This window comes from Pseudomonas knackmussii B13 (assembly GCF_000689415.1).
Lineage (GTDB): Bacteria > Pseudomonadota > Gammaproteobacteria > Pseudomonadales > Pseudomonadaceae > Pseudomonas > Pseudomonas knackmussii.
This window is the reverse complement of record NZ_HG322950.1, coordinates 786,648-800,820: the sequence shown is the minus strand read 5'-3', so window position 1 is coordinate 800,820 and position 14,173 is coordinate 786,648. Positions and strand designations below refer to the sequence as shown.

The 14,173-nt window shown below is 64.9% G+C and carries 22 protein-coding genes; all 22 read right to left on the bottom strand.

The features are described from left to right. Positions 1-15: 15 nt before the first annotated feature. On the bottom strand, positions 16-159 hold the full coding sequence (locus tag PKB_RS29840) for a hypothetical protein (RefSeq protein WP_167333355.1): 144 nt from the start codon (positions 157-159) through the stop codon (positions 16-18). Continuing rightward, on the bottom strand, positions 156-668 hold the full coding sequence (locus PKB_RS03875; RefSeq protein ID WP_043249186.1) for a DUF6631 family protein: 513 nt from the start codon (positions 666-668) through the stop codon (positions 156-158). Before PKB_RS03875 ends, PKB_RS29840 begins: the two co-directional genes overlap by 4 nt. Positions 669-670: 2 nt before the next feature. After that, positions 671-1,429, bottom strand: a complete 759-nt coding sequence (locus PKB_RS03870; RefSeq protein ID WP_043249185.1) for a phage tail tube protein — start codon at positions 1,427-1,429, stop codon at positions 671-673. A 3-nt stretch (positions 1,430-1,432) separates the two neighbouring features. Then, positions 1,433-1,645: a DUF7210 family protein gene (locus PKB_RS03865; RefSeq protein WP_043249184.1), complete on the bottom strand. Its 213-nt coding sequence runs from the start codon at positions 1,643-1,645 to the stop codon at positions 1,433-1,435. Beyond that, the gene (locus PKB_RS03860) at positions 1,642-2,097 is read right to left on the bottom strand and encodes a phage tail terminator protein (protein ID WP_043249183.1); all 456 of its coding nucleotides are present in this window, start codon (positions 2,095-2,097) and stop codon (positions 1,642-1,644) included. Before PKB_RS03860 ends, PKB_RS03865 begins: the two co-directional genes overlap by 4 nt. Before the next feature lies 1 nt (position 2,098). After that, positions 2,099-2,605 (bottom strand): gp436 family protein, encoded by a 507-nt coding sequence (locus tag PKB_RS03855; RefSeq protein ID WP_043249182.1) that lies wholly within the window; start codon positions 2,603-2,605, stop codon positions 2,099-2,101. Positions 2,606-2,615: 10 nt separating this feature from the next. Next, on the bottom strand, positions 2,616-2,969 hold the full coding sequence (locus tag PKB_RS03850) for an Acb2/Tad1 domain-containing protein (protein ID WP_043249181.1): 354 nt from the start codon (positions 2,967-2,969) through the stop codon (positions 2,616-2,618). Next, on the bottom strand, positions 2,969-3,640 hold the full coding sequence (locus PKB_RS29955; RefSeq protein ID WP_043249180.1) for a hypothetical protein: 672 nt from the start codon (positions 3,638-3,640) through the stop codon (positions 2,969-2,971). Before PKB_RS29955 ends, PKB_RS03850 begins: the two co-directional genes overlap by 1 nt. A gap of 44 nt (positions 3,641-3,684) precedes the next feature. Continuing rightward, entirely contained in the window at positions 3,685-4,617 is a 933-nt protein-coding gene (locus PKB_RS03840) for a hypothetical protein (RefSeq protein WP_043249177.1), read from the bottom strand. Positions 4,618-4,628: 11 nt separating this feature from the next. Further along, positions 4,629-5,009, bottom strand: a complete 381-nt coding sequence (locus PKB_RS03835; protein ID WP_043249175.1) for a DUF2190 family protein — start codon at positions 5,007-5,009, stop codon at positions 4,629-4,631. Between the two features lie 3 nt (positions 5,010-5,012). Continuing rightward, on the bottom strand, positions 5,013-6,248 hold the full coding sequence (locus PKB_RS03830; protein ID WP_043249173.1) for a peptidase: 1,236 nt from the start codon (positions 6,246-6,248) through the stop codon (positions 5,013-5,015). Positions 6,249-6,463: 215 nt separating this feature from the next. Continuing rightward, entirely contained in the window at positions 6,464-7,036 is a 573-nt protein-coding gene (locus PKB_RS03825) for a phage virion morphogenesis protein (protein WP_043249170.1), read from the bottom strand. After that, on the bottom strand, positions 7,033-8,283 hold the full coding sequence (locus PKB_RS03820; RefSeq protein ID WP_043249167.1) for a phage head morphogenesis protein: 1,251 nt from the start codon (positions 8,281-8,283) through the stop codon (positions 7,033-7,035). Before PKB_RS03820 ends, PKB_RS03825 begins: the two co-directional genes overlap by 4 nt. Continuing rightward, positions 8,283-9,755 (bottom strand): DUF935 domain-containing protein, encoded by a 1,473-nt coding sequence (locus PKB_RS03815; protein WP_043249164.1) that lies wholly within the window; start codon positions 9,753-9,755, stop codon positions 8,283-8,285. The genes PKB_RS03820 and PKB_RS03815 overlap by 1 nt, the downstream gene beginning before the upstream one ends. Continuing rightward, entirely contained in the window at positions 9,755-11,209 is a 1,455-nt protein-coding gene (locus PKB_RS03810; protein ID WP_043249161.1) for a phage terminase large subunit family protein, read from the bottom strand. The genes PKB_RS03815 and PKB_RS03810 overlap by 1 nt, the downstream gene beginning before the upstream one ends. Then, positions 11,209-11,781 (bottom strand): phage protein Gp27 family protein, encoded by a 573-nt coding sequence (locus PKB_RS03805; RefSeq protein ID WP_043249160.1) that lies wholly within the window; start codon positions 11,779-11,781, stop codon positions 11,209-11,211. Before PKB_RS03805 ends, PKB_RS03810 begins: the two co-directional genes overlap by 1 nt. A 5-nt stretch (positions 11,782-11,786) precedes the next feature. After that, on the bottom strand, positions 11,787-12,095 hold the full coding sequence (locus PKB_RS03800; protein WP_043249159.1) for a hypothetical protein: 309 nt from the start codon (positions 12,093-12,095) through the stop codon (positions 11,787-11,789). After that, on the bottom strand, positions 12,085-12,474 hold the full coding sequence (locus PKB_RS03795; protein ID WP_043249157.1) for a hypothetical protein: 390 nt from the start codon (positions 12,472-12,474) through the stop codon (positions 12,085-12,087). The genes PKB_RS03800 and PKB_RS03795 overlap by 11 nt, the downstream gene beginning before the upstream one ends. A 3-nt stretch (positions 12,475-12,477) precedes the next feature. Next, positions 12,478-13,083, bottom strand: coding sequence for a hypothetical protein (locus PKB_RS03790; protein WP_043249154.1), 606 nt, complete (start codon positions 13,081-13,083; stop codon positions 12,478-12,480). Further along, positions 13,070-13,273: a hypothetical protein gene (locus tag PKB_RS03785; protein WP_043249152.1), complete on the bottom strand. Its 204-nt coding sequence runs from the start codon at positions 13,271-13,273 to the stop codon at positions 13,070-13,072. The genes PKB_RS03790 and PKB_RS03785 overlap by 14 nt, the downstream gene beginning before the upstream one ends. Then, on the bottom strand, positions 13,270-13,473 hold the full coding sequence (locus PKB_RS03780; protein ID WP_043249150.1) for a hypothetical protein: 204 nt from the start codon (positions 13,471-13,473) through the stop codon (positions 13,270-13,272). Before PKB_RS03780 ends, PKB_RS03785 begins: the two co-directional genes overlap by 4 nt. A 29-nt stretch (positions 13,474-13,502) precedes the next feature. Beyond that, the gene (locus tag PKB_RS03775; protein WP_043256882.1) at positions 13,503-14,108 is read right to left on the bottom strand and encodes a transglycosylase SLT domain-containing protein; all 606 of its coding nucleotides are present in this window, start codon (positions 14,106-14,108) and stop codon (positions 13,503-13,505) included. Between the last annotated feature and the right edge of the window lie 65 nt (positions 14,109-14,173).

The window sequence follows — 14,173 nt, the reverse complement described above, 5'->3', positions numbered from 1 at the left end:
AAAAGCTCCAGGGCGTCAGCGCTGGAGCTGTTTAAGTTGGCTTTCCGCCGTCTTTCCACCGGCAAAGGCCGCATTGGCATCGAGGAGGTTTTCCATCCTCTCTATCCGCCTGCGCCGAAGCTCCGCCTCGTACAGCAGCAGGATCTGCCGCTCGGTCATTCGACCGATGGCGGCTGCGGTTCCATACCCTCCGACGATGAGGGCTGCGTAGACGTCGGCCCAGCGAGCGCTTTTCTTTGCGCTTCCGCGGCCAGCTCGCCCCTGATCCGATCCACCACCGCCCCGACAAAGAAAGGGCCGTTTACGGTCCACCAGGCGTACAACAGGGTGTTCCCCTGTTGCGAAGGCAACTGATGAATCCATTCCGGGTCGACATCGGCCGCGATGGCCATCAGTTGCGCTACCAGGTCGGAATGTTTGCCCAACACGCCCAGAATCTCTTCGAGCGGTGGCAGGCCCTTTCGACCGTTGACCAGCGCGTATAGATCGTCGAGGAAGGGCTGGATCAGCGGCCGCAGGCCGAGGCCTTCGACGAATCCATATTCGCGAACGGTGATCTCTCGGCCGGCGATCGAGAGCGAACGCTCCGGATGGAGCACCTGGAGATCGTCCGCACCAACCTGATCGGCTGGCGCGGACTTGACGGGAGCTTTGACCCTTCTGCCCATGGTTAGCTCGCCGACTTCTGAACGATCCGACCGAACCCACCCAGCTCGGCATCGGCAGCGTTCAGCTCGTCATACAGCACGCTGCCGGACAGCTGGAAGTTGCCGTAATCGTCGTTAATGAAGCCCAGGTCACTCACCGGGTCGAACTTGCAGCGGTACAGCGTGACGATGACCGACTCGTTGGTCTCGGTGTTCACGCCGTCCAGGAGGATGTAACGCTCGGGCGGAGCCGCAGTGAACATCGTGTATGCATCGGCGGCCTCGGTGGCATAGGCGGCCTTGAACGGCTGCGTCAGGCTGGTGACATCGAGCAGCTCGATGAGCCCCGCATTGACCGACTCGGTGCGGTAGTTGGTGCCTTCGACCAGGGTAGCCGGGGTGCCGGCGCTGTCGGTCAGGACCAGCGAGGAGATGAATTGGCCGTCGAGCTTCACGTAGTCGCCGGCCACCAGGTCGGCCTCCAGCGACTCGGCGGTGACAGTATCGGCAGCCAGGGTGACCTGAGTCGCCCAGATGGCCAGTGCGATGTTCTTCGGCAGCCACTCATCGAAGGTGATGTCCAGCTGCGCAGTGGTGCCTTTCTGCAGGCGACCGTACTGCAGGCGCTTGCCGGAGAAGGACTCGGTCTTGTTGGTGGAGTCGGTGGACAGCTTCAGGCTCATGGCCGGTACGTTGCCTGCCCACACCGGGCGGCTGAGCGTGCCGTTCGCCAGACGATCGCCGGCGAAGACTTTGCCCTGGAAGGAAAACAGCTTCGACATGGGTTACTCCTTGGCGGCCGGGGCCGCTTCCTGGCTCGCGCCGGCGATCTTCTTGTGCTGCAGCAGGAACGACTTCTCGATCGCGTTGACCTCGATCTCGTCGCCTGCCTGGTATTTCGCGCCAGCATGTTTGTGCGGAGCGATGAGCGTCACCTTCTCCAGTTGCTGCTCATCGGCGGCCTGGGCGGCCTGGGATTTCTTGATGGGGGTGGTCATGAGGCTCTCCCGATGGAGTGTTGCGTCTGATAGAGGTCGGTCCAAACGAGGGTGTCGGTGTCGTAGTCGATGACCTTGCCCTGCACCAGCTGGCAGTCACGGGCGCCAGTGATCCCGGGCGGCACCCAGCCGATGAGGGCGTCACGCACCCGACCAAGGACCGAGCGGAGATCGTCCACAGCGGCCTGGCCTTTGTTGTCGCGGTAGTTGCGCACGGCAACCACCACGCCGAAGTTCACCGGCACCATCTGCCGAGTGGCGGCACCTGGTGCACCAGACTGCCGCGGGATGGGAGTCTCGACGGCTAGGATCACGTAGGCGCTCGGCGTCCTGAAGTCGCGGATCTTGGTGACGGCAGCGAGGTCGGCTGCACCGCCGACGTCCTGCAGCTCCGGGACCTGGTCCTTCAGTCTGTCGATGACCAGGTTGTGGTCGAACGGCGCGCTGGACATGTCAGAAGTCCTTCAGGCTGTCGAGGCTGAAGGTGCGGCCAGAGGTTGTAACCTGCGGCGCACCATTCGATGGTGTGGCCACAGGATCGTCCTGGCCGAGGCTGAATTTGCCGTCGGCGGTGAGCTGCAGAAACTTCACCGCATCGCGGTAGTCGCGGACGATCGGATCATTCTGCTCGCCGCTCAGGCGATCCTTGTGCAGCAGGTAACGGGCGATCGCCCTGGCCCAGCCGGTGACGATGCCGTAGCGTTGCTGCAGCGGCAGATAGCCACGCTGCTGCAGGAAGCCGTCGATGTAGGCCTGGGCGTCATTGACCGCGCTGACGATCACGTCCAGGGCCTGGGTGCCGATCTCGACCTCTTCCGACGTCCAGTCGCTGACCGGGTTGCCCCGCAGCAAGGCGTCGAGAAGATCGGCGTCGACCGCACGGAAGCGCCGAGGCGTTGCGGCTTGCGATAACTCCTCGGGGCCCGGGCGATCGGCCAGCTCCGACAAGGTGATGTACATCGTCGTCACCTCAGCAGCCCCCTGGCTGTGCGACAGCACGGACCAGCGCCATGACGCCGGTCTGGATGTCCGTCTTGCCCAGCGCCGCCCAACGCAGCGGCTCCGAGGCCTGGAAGCGCCGGAACTCGATGCATTCATCGGTTGCACCGGTGTGCTCGTTGTAGGGCGTGCCGTTGAACTCCTTACCGGCGACCGAGCGAATGGCATTGGAACGCTTGGTCTCCAGGTCGGTGCTCAACCTTCCGGCCAGCTCCGCCTGCAGGGCAAGCAACTCGGCACCCTTCGCCTTGATGCGGTTCATCAGGTCGACTTCTTCAGGCGAAAGCTCTCGGTAGCCGGCGATCTTGCGGTGCTGGTTGTCCATCACAGCACCTCAGGGGCAATAGCGCCGATAGCAAGCAGCTGAAGAGCGTGCTCGTCATCGTCGAACTGGATGGAGTCGCCATGGGTGTACGACAAGCCGTTATGGCTCAGCTGCTCACGACGGACGACATAGCGATCGGACCCACCGGCGCTGCCATGCAGGACCTGGACACTCTCGTTGCCAGCGAGATCCATACCGATGATCTGCGCGCCGGCCAGGCCGACGGGGGCCAGGCGCAGGCACGCGCAGGCCAGAGCGACCAGGTCGTCAGTGGAAAGCTCCTCCAGGCTTGCCAGGGAGCCGTCGGTGAGCAGTACCTGGTAGCGGCCATCCTCACAGGCGATGTGCGGAAGCACGTCACCGCCAGCGCCGCTCAGATCGTCGCCTTTGTCGACCAAGACCGGCTCGGCCTGGATGGCGACCACCAGTTGCTCGAGGGACAGCGTATTGGCTTCGTCGATCTCCATGTCCATAGCGATCTTGCGCAGATCCGCTTCCGGCAGTTCCGCCAGGGGGACGACGGTACCGTCGTGAAGTTGGACGCCAGCGAGCCGTCCCTCGATGTATTGCAGCGCGGTGGCCTGCTGCTGTTCCGGCGGCAGCTTGGATTCGATCGAAGCTGCGGGAGCTGCCTGGCCTTCCGCCTTGGTAGTGCTGGTTTTTCTCGGCATGAAAGAAACTCCGAGGGCGGCCACGCGGGCCGCCCAGGTCAGGGTCAGCTGGCAGCGACCGCGTTCTCGAAGAAGTAACCCAGGTCACCGGCGCTGATCAGTTCCTTCACCGACTCGCCGACGCGCACGCGCTGGCCGCCACGCATGCCGATGTTCGGGTCCGGGATCGAGCCGGAGATGCGGCCGCCCCACTGAGCGGTGAAGCCGAAGGTGGTGCCGTTGCGGGAGTCGGCCAGGCGATCGCGGTAGATAAAGGAAGCGTGCGGCCCCCAGGCACGAGCCAGGACCGGGTTTTGACCAGGCTTGGCGGTATTGATACGGGCCTCGCCGACCAGGATCTGCTCCAGCTCCAGCAGGTCCTGCAGGAATGCCAGCGGCACCATGCCGTCGTCGCCGAGAGTGCCGTTGTAGGCCTTCACGATCTTCGGGTGACGACGCAGGAACGTAGCGGTGCGCCGGCCGAACACGCCGATGTTCGGGCGCATGACCAGGCTATCCAGAGCGTCGGTGATCACCGGCAGCGGACTGCTGCTGGCGTCACTCCACTGATCGGTGCCGGACAAGGTGACCTTGTTGCCGGCGGCATAGCTGCTGTTGTTGAACACCAGGGCGGAGGTACGCACCTCGCGATCGAGGACGATCAGGTTGGTTACCTGCTCGGCTGCTCGGCCCAGGGGGTTGTAGTTGGCCGGGGCGTTGTCGATATCAGACTGCGGGACCGGCGAGTCGAGACCATGGTCTTCGGTACTGGCGGTCGCATCGGTCGCATCGAACTCCACTTCGTTGGGCTTGGACTTACGACCCACCAGGGTGTTCGGGACGGTGAAGCCATCGGCCAGGTCGTACTTCCAGTACTTGAATTCCTGCTTGCCTACAGGAACGCGCGGCAGCACGTCGTCGGCGATCATGCGGCCGTTGCGATAGGCGATGGCGATCGCCGTCAGCTCGGGATCAATGGGGAACGGTGCGTTGCTCATGAAGGACTCCTTTAAGCGCTAACCGGCAGCACGGCCGGGGCGATGAGTGCGGAACCGATGTCACCGAGCACACCGCTCTCCTCGGCAAAGCCGATGATGTAGGTGGTGGCGGCGGGCGGGATGGTCGCGGCGATCGCTCGCCCCAGCGAATCCGCCGTGAGCGGGTTACCGCGAGTGACGTTGCCGCCGTACTCAACCGGCGCCAGGCCGGAGCGGTACACATCGAACGACTGGCCGTCGTTGGCCGGGATATCGGTGCTGATGCCGATCAGCAGCGCAGTACCGTCGGCAGCCTGGGCAGCCAGGCCATCGGAAGCACCGTGGACGCAGATGCGGCGAGGCGCGACGGCGCCGACGGCGCGTTTGGCAGTGGTGAGACCGGGGATGTTCATGGGCTACTTGGCTCCCTTGGTGATATGGCCGACAGCCTCGGTCGCGCTGATGTGGTTGCCAGCAGCGCGCTGTTCGGCTTGGTAGGTCTGTGCTCGCGCAGCGATGGAGCTGGCGTCGGCGAAACCGAGACCGGCGTCGCCACCGGACTTCTCGGAGAAGTCGACCTGTTTGGGCAGCGCAGTGAGCAACTCGCGCAGCACGTCACCAGCCGGCTTGCTGACCTGAGCATCGCCTTCGGCGAACTCCAGCGGGGTATCGGCAGGCAGCGCAACCAGCAGCTCGATCACCGGCGCCTTCTGGCGCGGCAGTAGCTTCCCGGCGGCGACCAGGCCTTCGGCGAACTCGGTGACCTCAGTGCGGTGCTCCTGGGCTTTCTGCTGAGCCACTTCCGCCTCGCGGGTGGCCAGCTGTTGCTCGCGCTCGTCGAGCAGGCGTTGGCGCTCCTGGAGCGCAGCTTCGTCAGGCATGGTCATGTCCTGCTGTGGTTGATGGGTGGCCCGTTCGGCATCTGCCGCCGGCGAGGCCGTGCCGTCCACATCGGTGACGGCACCAGCAGGCTCAGCCGCAGCGGCGGCAGATGCCGCTGCGGATTCATCGCCTCTCTCGGATGAGTGTTCGGAGAAGGAAGCAAGGGGTTGGTCGGAAGGAGCGCGGCGCAGGTCTTCCTCTATAGAGGAGAGCTGCCATTGCGGGATCAGCTGATCGGCCTTGTCGGCGCCCTCGCGCTCGACGAACCAGTCGCGCATCCGGCGCAGCACGTCGACCACCGATGACCATGCGTATGACTCGCTGAACTCGACAGCCAGCGCGCCATCGTCCTCGGCGAAGTCGAGTGCGACGTCGGGGATTCCTTTGATCGCCGGCGGGACGGCACCGAGGAAGCCGATATGGCGCAGGTAGTGCTTTCCGGGAACAGGGTTGCCGGGCGTGGTCGGCAGGTACACCGATGCGCTGCGCTTCTTGTACATCTTCCGGTTCGCCGCCTCGGCGAACTCCGGGACCACCTGGTGCGGTTCGGCATAGAGCATGCCGTCTCGCACTTCGAGGCTCTTGGCCCAACCGTAGGCCGGTGCATTGAGCTTCGGGTGGCCAATGACGAGCGGGGCCTCATGCAACGCCGGATTGTAGGTCTCGGCGATTTCGCGCAGAGCGGCCTCGGTGAATTCCACCGGACGACCGTCGAGAGCGACGTGACTGCCGGCAGGGAGAATCGGGAGAGTGGCGGTTGGCTTGTTCATGCCGCCAGAGTGAGGCGGCCAGGACAGGGAAGCTTTTTGACTTCCCAACAATTGCAGATGGGTGGTGCGAGAGGCTTTTCTACGAAACCACGCTCGGGCCGATGCTGGCAACCCCGCCCGGACGATTTATAAACGCCCAAAGTGCCCCGAACGGTATCGAGGACGGGCAAGGGTAGCCCCGAGGGCCTCTTCGACGCACTACGGGGCGAAAATCGCTAGTTGACTATTGCGGCCGTCAGGAAGGACATAACGCGTTGCAGCAGCATGCCGTCGTCGGCGTCTGAGGTACCCAACCAGGGGCGCGCAGGCATATCGATGGTGTAGGGACCGATCTTCACGTCCTGGGCGAAGTTACTCTTCGTCTTCGGTACGAACTTCCGGCCGACAGCGCCGGTACGCTCATCCATCTTGAAGTAGACGGTACTCGCGCGCTCCTGGCGCTCGATCTTCCCGCCGAACTGGTGGATGGCGCCATAGGGCCGATCGGTACCGAACAGGAGCGAGTCGCCGTCGACCTGGCCGCGCAGTGTGTTCCGCAGCAAACCCTCCGACGTCAGGATCTTGTCCTTGTTGCGCCGCTTGCTCGTCAGGTAGCGCGGCGACAGTGCTTGCCAGGGCGTGCCATCAGGTGACTGCTGGGCCTTGAATCGCGCCTGGTGAATGCGGATCAGAGGATCGATGAGATCCTGCAGGATCTTCTCAGGCTCCCCCAAGGCCGCCGCGCCGGCATTCAGCGCCTGGGTGACCTGCTGATGGTCGAATTCAAACTCAATGCGTGCGCCGCTCATAGCGTGCCCTCCACCAGGACCAGTCGGCCGGACGCCAGTTGCTGGCCGAGCTGCTCCACGCCAATGACCGAGCCCGACTGCACCAGGTTGCTCCGCGAAGTGCCCTGCAGGAGATAGTTGACCACCATCGCCACCTTGCCGCCGTCGCGCCCAGTGTCGAAGACATAGATCAGGGCGCTGCTGACAGCATCGAGGAGCACGGCCTCGGGCTGAGCGAGGATCTGCGGTAGTTGCACCAGCTCGGCCAGCGTCAGCACGGTCGACAACGCATTATCCGGCGGCTCGGCCTGGGCGGCCTTCACCAACGGCACCAGGTGCACGTCGTCCATGCTGACCAGGGCGGTCTGCGGCTCGGCGCCGGCCTGCTGCATACCCGCGACCGTTTCCGTGCTGAGCGTACCGACGTTGCGGGCGGTGCCATGGACGATCGGCTCGGCGGCGACCTCATCCACCCAGCTTGACCAGGAGCCCTGTAGGGCAGTCTCGACGCTGTCCTCGTCCAGCAGCTGCTTGTTCATCTTCGCCGCCGGCACCGCTGGGAGTGGTGCTGTCTTCTCCAGGGTGAGCTGCACCTGGTTCTCGAAGGCGGCACGTCCTGGTGCGTAGTCCCACCCCGGATCGACGCCTTCTGGCACCTGAACCGTCTCGCCGCGAAAGAAGATGTTGCGCATGCGCTCGGCCGGCGGCTCGTCAGGCCCCGTCTTACCCATGGCGTGGATCTCATCAAGACTGTAGGCGGTGACGTAGCACTCGCAGCCAAAGCCGCTGGGGGGATAGTGCGTCTTCCACCAAGGGTTGTCGGCATGGATCTTCAGACCATCCCAGGCCAGGTGCTGCTCACGCGGGTGCTCCACGGCGTCGCTGTGGTGGTAGCCCCAGTAGGGCCTAGTCGCCTTCACCGCCTGCAGCTGGGCGTAGCGGCCAGCTGCGTAGCTGGTGCGCAAGTTGGTGCGGTAGATCACCTTAGCGCGCCAGGCACGACCGCCATCGGGTTCCCAGCCGTAGTTGTCCAGGACGGCGTAGTAGTCCTGGCGGAACTCCTCCAGGGTGAGGCCGTCGCGGATCGCCTGGTTCACCACCGCGAACAGATCTGCCACCAGGTCGGCGCGATGAGCCCCGGCGCTGACGAAGGACTGGTCGTGGGCGGCACCACGCACGGTGGCGTAGTTGACCGAGGGGTTCTTGGCCTCGAAGAAAGCGATCTGTTCCTTGAAGGCGAGGCTGCCGTAGCTGGCGGCGGTGGCCATCAGGCGTTGCCTCGCGCAGCCAGATCGTCCTGGACATCAGTGCGACCTGCAAGGTTCGCTGCCTGCAGACCGGTGGCCATCGCGGCCGCGTACTGGTCCAGGCTCAGCTGGGGGGCGAGCTTCAGCAGCTGCGCCTGCAGGTCATCGAGGCTGGTGGCACTGTCGACCAGGGAGCGCAACTGGTCGCTCCAGTCCTTGACCGCCGGCTGCATTGCCTTGGCCAGCTGGGTGGTCATGGCCGAGGCCGGGTCGCTGCCGCCATCACCCTCCGCGAACTCAGCGGGAGCAGCGGGCGCGGAGCTATCGGCAGTCGGCTGGACCTCCTCCTGGACTTCTACGCCGTAGGTCTCCTGGACGTAGCCCAGGGTCGGTTTGAACCCGGAGAAGCGGAACACCTTCTCGTCGCGACTGGCCTTGGCGTCCATGTCCTCGGGTTCCTCGACCACGCGGTACACGCGAGGCGGAACGGCACCCGGGAAGTTCCACTCGGTCAGCCAGCGGGCCGGCCCGAGGTTGAAGGACTCGCAGATCAGATCGGCGTCAGCCTTGACCAAGTCGAGACGCACGTCCGCCTGCAGATTGTCATTGCCCAGGCGTCCAGGGGTGCCCTGGCTGGACGCCACCTGGCCCAGCGTCACCTTGGCGATGGTCTCGTCCATGGTGTCGTGCAGGATCTTGTAGTCTCCGGTACCGGAGCGAGCAGCCTCCAGCAGCTCGATCATCATGTCCTCCGGCATGATGACGCCGGTATCGGTCTGGATCGCTTGCGTCGCCGCCAGCAGCTTTGCCTTTTCTTCTGGGGTGGCGTTCTTGCCGAACTTGCCGACCGCCGTGGGCATGCCGAATTTGTCCAGGAAGGTCAGCCAGAACTTCAGACCATTGCGTTTGAAGAACACGGGCCAGTACAGCCAGTGGGCCAGGCCAAGGCCGTAGGGCTCGTCGTCGTTGTCGGCGCCGGTGCAGAAGTGCCAGAAGTACGGAGCCGGGCACGGCTCGCCCTCGAACATGTTCTGCGGGGTGAGCAGGCGCAGGCCGCCCTCCTGGTCATAACGGAAGCGGCGGCGATTGCGCACCTTGATCGCTTGCAGCGTGATGTAGCGGTCGTCGCGGCCGTAGATCACCTCTCCCACGGCGTGGCCGTAGTACACCCCGTAGAGCATGCCGTTGGTGATCCGATCCCAGCCGACGTTTTGCAGCTGCTGCCGCAGATGTTCGGCTGCGGCCTTGTCGATCCGGCGATCACCGCCGGCGTCGACCTGCCACTCCCTGCTGACCACTGCGAGCTGGCGTTGCCCCCAGGTCGCCTTGACCTGGCCATCACGAAGTACTTCCTCGTAGATGCGCAGATCGTTGCCGCCGCGGCGCTGCAGGATGTAGTCGCTCGGCTGCTGCAGGCCAGACAGGAACGGGCGAGTGATATCGCGGCCATCGCCGGTGGTGGCGATCTCCTGGCCGAGCTTGGGCTGTTGCATCAGTAGCCTCCGAGGTCGTTACGGCCGGCGACGGTGCCCCAGCCGCGGGTGGTAGTGCGGCCGCCGCTGGCGTCCTGGTCCAGAGACGCGCGAACGCCAGTCGAGTGAAACTCGATCGGCATGGTGCCCTGCTGGGACGCCGCCTGGATCGCCAGGCCGAGCGCCCAGAATTCGTCGGCGTGGCCATCGGCGGTGCGCTCTGCGGTAAACCGGATGTTGCCGGTGGAGGTGGTCTGCTTGGTCACCTGGCGAAGGGCCGCGCGGGTCTTCGGGTCGTAGGGGATACGCAGTTTGCGGTCCTCCATCGCCCCGCGGATCGGATAGGCCAGCGCCTCCTTCACGCGCGTCGAGAAGGTCACGGCCTCGATCCGGCTCTCGCCGAACTGGTCCTGGGCGTCATCCGCCCAGCCAATGCCAAGGCCTGTGGCGTCGATGCAAGCGCGATCGCAGCGAGCCAGCCACGGCCAGATGATTCGCTCCTGGTCGGACTTGCGCATGTTCTGCAGGCGCTCGATGTGGCGGGTATAAAGCACGTCGCCGAGCAGCTCGACCACCCAGAGCACCGTCAGGTCGCTCTTGCGCCCGATATCGATGCCAGCGAACAGCCTGCCGCCCTCCAACTGCTTCCAGTTCGCGGTCTGCGGGTACTCCGCCGAAGCGATCAGGTCGTACTCCAGGAAGGCCACGTCGTCGTCGGCCGGGTTGCACATGTACTCCTGCTGGAAGGACTCCTCGTCCGCACAGCCGGCCCGAATAAAGTCGAAGTACTGCGCCTCGTCCATCGCCTGGCGCTCATCGTCGGCCGGCAGCATCTGCTGCAGCTTGAACAGGAAGCCGTCGTCCAGGGCGTTCTGCAACGTGACGGTGTGCAGGCTGATTCCCTTCGGATTGCCGCCCTCGACGATCTCGCGCACCAGCTGGTTGAAAAAGTTCTGGCTGCCCCGATGGGTGGAGATGATCTCCATGGCGCCGCCCCAAGTGATACCCGGATAGGCGATCGACCACAGTTTTCGTGGGTCCGGGTGCAGGGCGAACTCGTCCAGAATACGACCGCCGCGCTTGCCGGCCTGGGCGTCGGGGTTGCTCGACATGCTGTGGATGCGGCGTCCGTTGGCGAACTCCAGGACGTAGGCGGAGATCTTGTTCTTCGGGTCGATGACGACCTCGCCCAGATCCTTGGCGGCCTGGTTCATGATCCCCGCCCACATCTTGCAGTCTTCCAGGAACAGGCGCGCCTGCAGGTCATCACGGCTGCTCACCCACTGATCCACCCGGGCATCTTCAGCAGCGGTGCGCTCGTCAGCGGCGTAGGCGGTGGACCAGGACAAGCCGATCTGACGGGACTTCTGCATGAGCTTCAGGCGGCTGGAGTCGGTGATCCAGCGGCTCTGGTATGGCAGGAAGATGGCTTCCGGGTTGGCCGGAATGATCTTGGCATTGCCCTTTAGCTTCATCAGCTGATCCCCAGTGCTTCCCGGATCGCGGCCTTGGTGGCCTCAGTGACGCCGCCCTTGCTCGGCATCGCGTCCAGCTTCGCCTTCTGCTCGGCGAGCAGCGCCAGGCGAGCACGCTCCTCGGCCTCGGCCTGGAACTTCTTCAGGGCAACGGAGCTGCGGGTCAGCGTGGCGATGTTTTTCGCCGCCGAGGCGAGCAGGCCGACGCGCTCACCGGGGTCCATCTCTTCATCACCAGCCTCCTGCAAGGCGATGATCGACTCGAACAGCTCCGACTGGATCATCGCCGTCAACGCTTCGCTGCGCGCGTCCAGGTCGTCGCCGGCCTGGGCGCGGATGATCTTCGCAGCCTCGGTACTGGCCCGGATCGCAGCGAGGCGCCGCTCCAGCTTCTGGCCGTAGCGATGCACCGCCGTGCGGCTGGGCAGCTCGCCCGACTCGGCCTGGCTGGGGAACTGCGCCTGCAGGTTGGCGATCAGCTCGTCCAGGGTCAGCCGCCCCTCGGCGAGCTTGCCCTCGATGTAGGCCCGGACGTTATCTGGCAGCCGCGAGATGGAAGACTTCCGCCCCATGGCAGTCACCAGTACTTCACGGGACGTGCGATGCCAGGCTCGCAGTCGATGGTGTACTCGGCGATGTCGGTGCCGTAGCGGGTCAGGTCAGCGAACCACTTGCCGGAAGGCTGCTTGTCGAGCTTCACCAGGTCGCGATCGCTCAGGTAGTCCAGCTCGCGGCGGATCTCCAGCGGGGTGGCGTCCGGATACTCGCTCTGAGCAACCGACAGGATCGGCATCTCGTAGCTGCCCACCGGCCGGGCGTTGTTCAGGGTTAGCAGGATCAGCCAGCGCAGGGACTCCCGGCGGATCTTGGCGATGTCAGTTTGCATGGTTGGCTCCCATCAGGCTGCGCAGCTGCGCGTTTTCGATTTTCACGGCCAGGCCGTCGAGCTTCGCCTCCAGCACGCTCTGGCCGCGGATGTAGTCCTCGCGGCGCACGTACTGAAGTGGCAAGTCGGCTTTCAGGCTCATCAGTTCGCGCTCGACGCGCTGCCATTGGTTGGTTTCTTCCCGGGCCGCTTGCTCGATGGCACCCAGCCGATAGGACAGTTGCTCGTGGTTCGCCAGGCGCGCCTGGTCCTGGCTGGCGAAGCGCGCGTCCAGGTGCTTCTGGATCTGGTTCAGCAGCAGCTTGCCGCCCCCGGCGCAGCCGCCGAGGAAGGCGAGCAGCAGGCTGATCAGCTGCCACAGCTCCAGTTCGATCTTCATCCCTTACTCCCCTTGATCGATGAGGGCATTGAGCTGCGCGAGATTGCGACGGGCCCAGGTGCCGTAGTCCTTGGCGAAGGCCAGGATGTCAGCCGGGCTGACGCCGCTTTCCAGTAGTTCGGCGTCAGAACCGGGGGCGGGCCAGGTCGCTGCTTGAGTGCCGGCCGCAGCGGTGCCCGCTCCTGCGGCGGGCAGGCCGGCACCGAGGGCGAGGTTGAAGTCGCGCAGCCAGCCGCGAGTGAACACGCAATGAGGAATGGCAACAGGCGCAGCTGCAGGAGCCGGCCGGTAGACGGTCGTGACATGGGGGATTCGCTCCTGGAGCTGTTTCTGGGCGTCGGCGAGCTGCTGCTGGGTTTCCAGCATCTTCTGCTCGGCCTGGTCTGCGCGGGTGACCTGTTGCTTGTACTGCACCAGGTTGTCCTGGGCGGCTTGGGCGCGCTCGTTGGCGTATTGCTCGCGGAGCTGGGCCAAAGCCGCGTCGCCATCGGCCTTTGCTTTCCTGAACCCGTTGTCGTAGGCCGCCTGGCTGTTGACGATCATGGCCAGTGCGAGGAGCCCGACGACCAGGATGGGCCAGCCGGCGCGAAGATAGCTAAGCACGGCCATGGTGGGCCCTCCGACGCTTGTACTGGCGCGCTTTGCGCTTGGCTTTGGCTACGCCGGACTTGCCGTGGCGCTCGCGCGGCACCGGCGAGCAATACAGTTCCTTGGCCGTGAGGAAGTTCGCGGAAGCGGCCACCATGGCGACCGACGTGAGTGCTTGCGCCATCAGGCAGCCGAGATAGAGGCGTGTCATTCGGCCACCTGCAGGCGCACGTTCACCTGAATGTTCTGGCTGAAGCCAGTCGCCAAGCCCTTGCCGAAGGTAAGCCCCAGGGCATAGAGCGCTACGGACAGCGCGACGATCCGCAGGGCGTCCTTCAGCATCGGCGCGCCGGCGTCCTTCAGCCACTCACGGAACCAGAACCAGCGACATTGGTCGCGATCACGAAACATTGCACGGACATCAGCAAACTTAATCTTGCTCACAGCACGTACCTCTCGGCGCATACGCCATCGCCCCATGTGGTGTAGAGGCGCTCGTAGCGCAGCAGGATCAGGCGGGGGTAGTCGCGGTTCTCGCGGAAGTTCGCGGCCGAGCGCCCCGCGTTGAAGCGCTCGACGGAATCGAACCAGGCCAGCTGATCGGCGCCGGATGCCGAGGCCAGTCTGCGGTCGCGATTCACCCACCCCTGGCCGCCGTTGTAGGCGGACAGGACGAATCCCCAGCGATGGCACTCGCTGGTGGCCTGGTTCTGGGCGTAGAGGTAACGGTCGTAGGCAACCAGGGCGCGCAGGGCCCAGCCCGGGTTCAACGGCTGGTTCGCGCCCAGGGCGGCCGGGTACAAGCCGGAAATCCACTCAGCGGTCCCGGGCATGAACTGCGAAAGGCCCAGGGCGCCGACGGGCGAACGAGCATCAGCGCGCCAGCGGCTTTCCTGGTGGATCTGCCCGGCGAAGGTAGCGATCGGCGCCGATAGGCCCCATTCAGCCTGGGCAGCCCGGACCAGTGTGCGGTGGTACTGCTCGGCCTGGGCCGGGATGCGATCTTGAGCGCAGGCCGGCGCACCATGCAGGAGGCTCCAGACCATCAAGAAGATGGCGACCAAGGCATACAACGGCAGGCGGGGCTCTTCGCAGCATACCCACCAGAGGA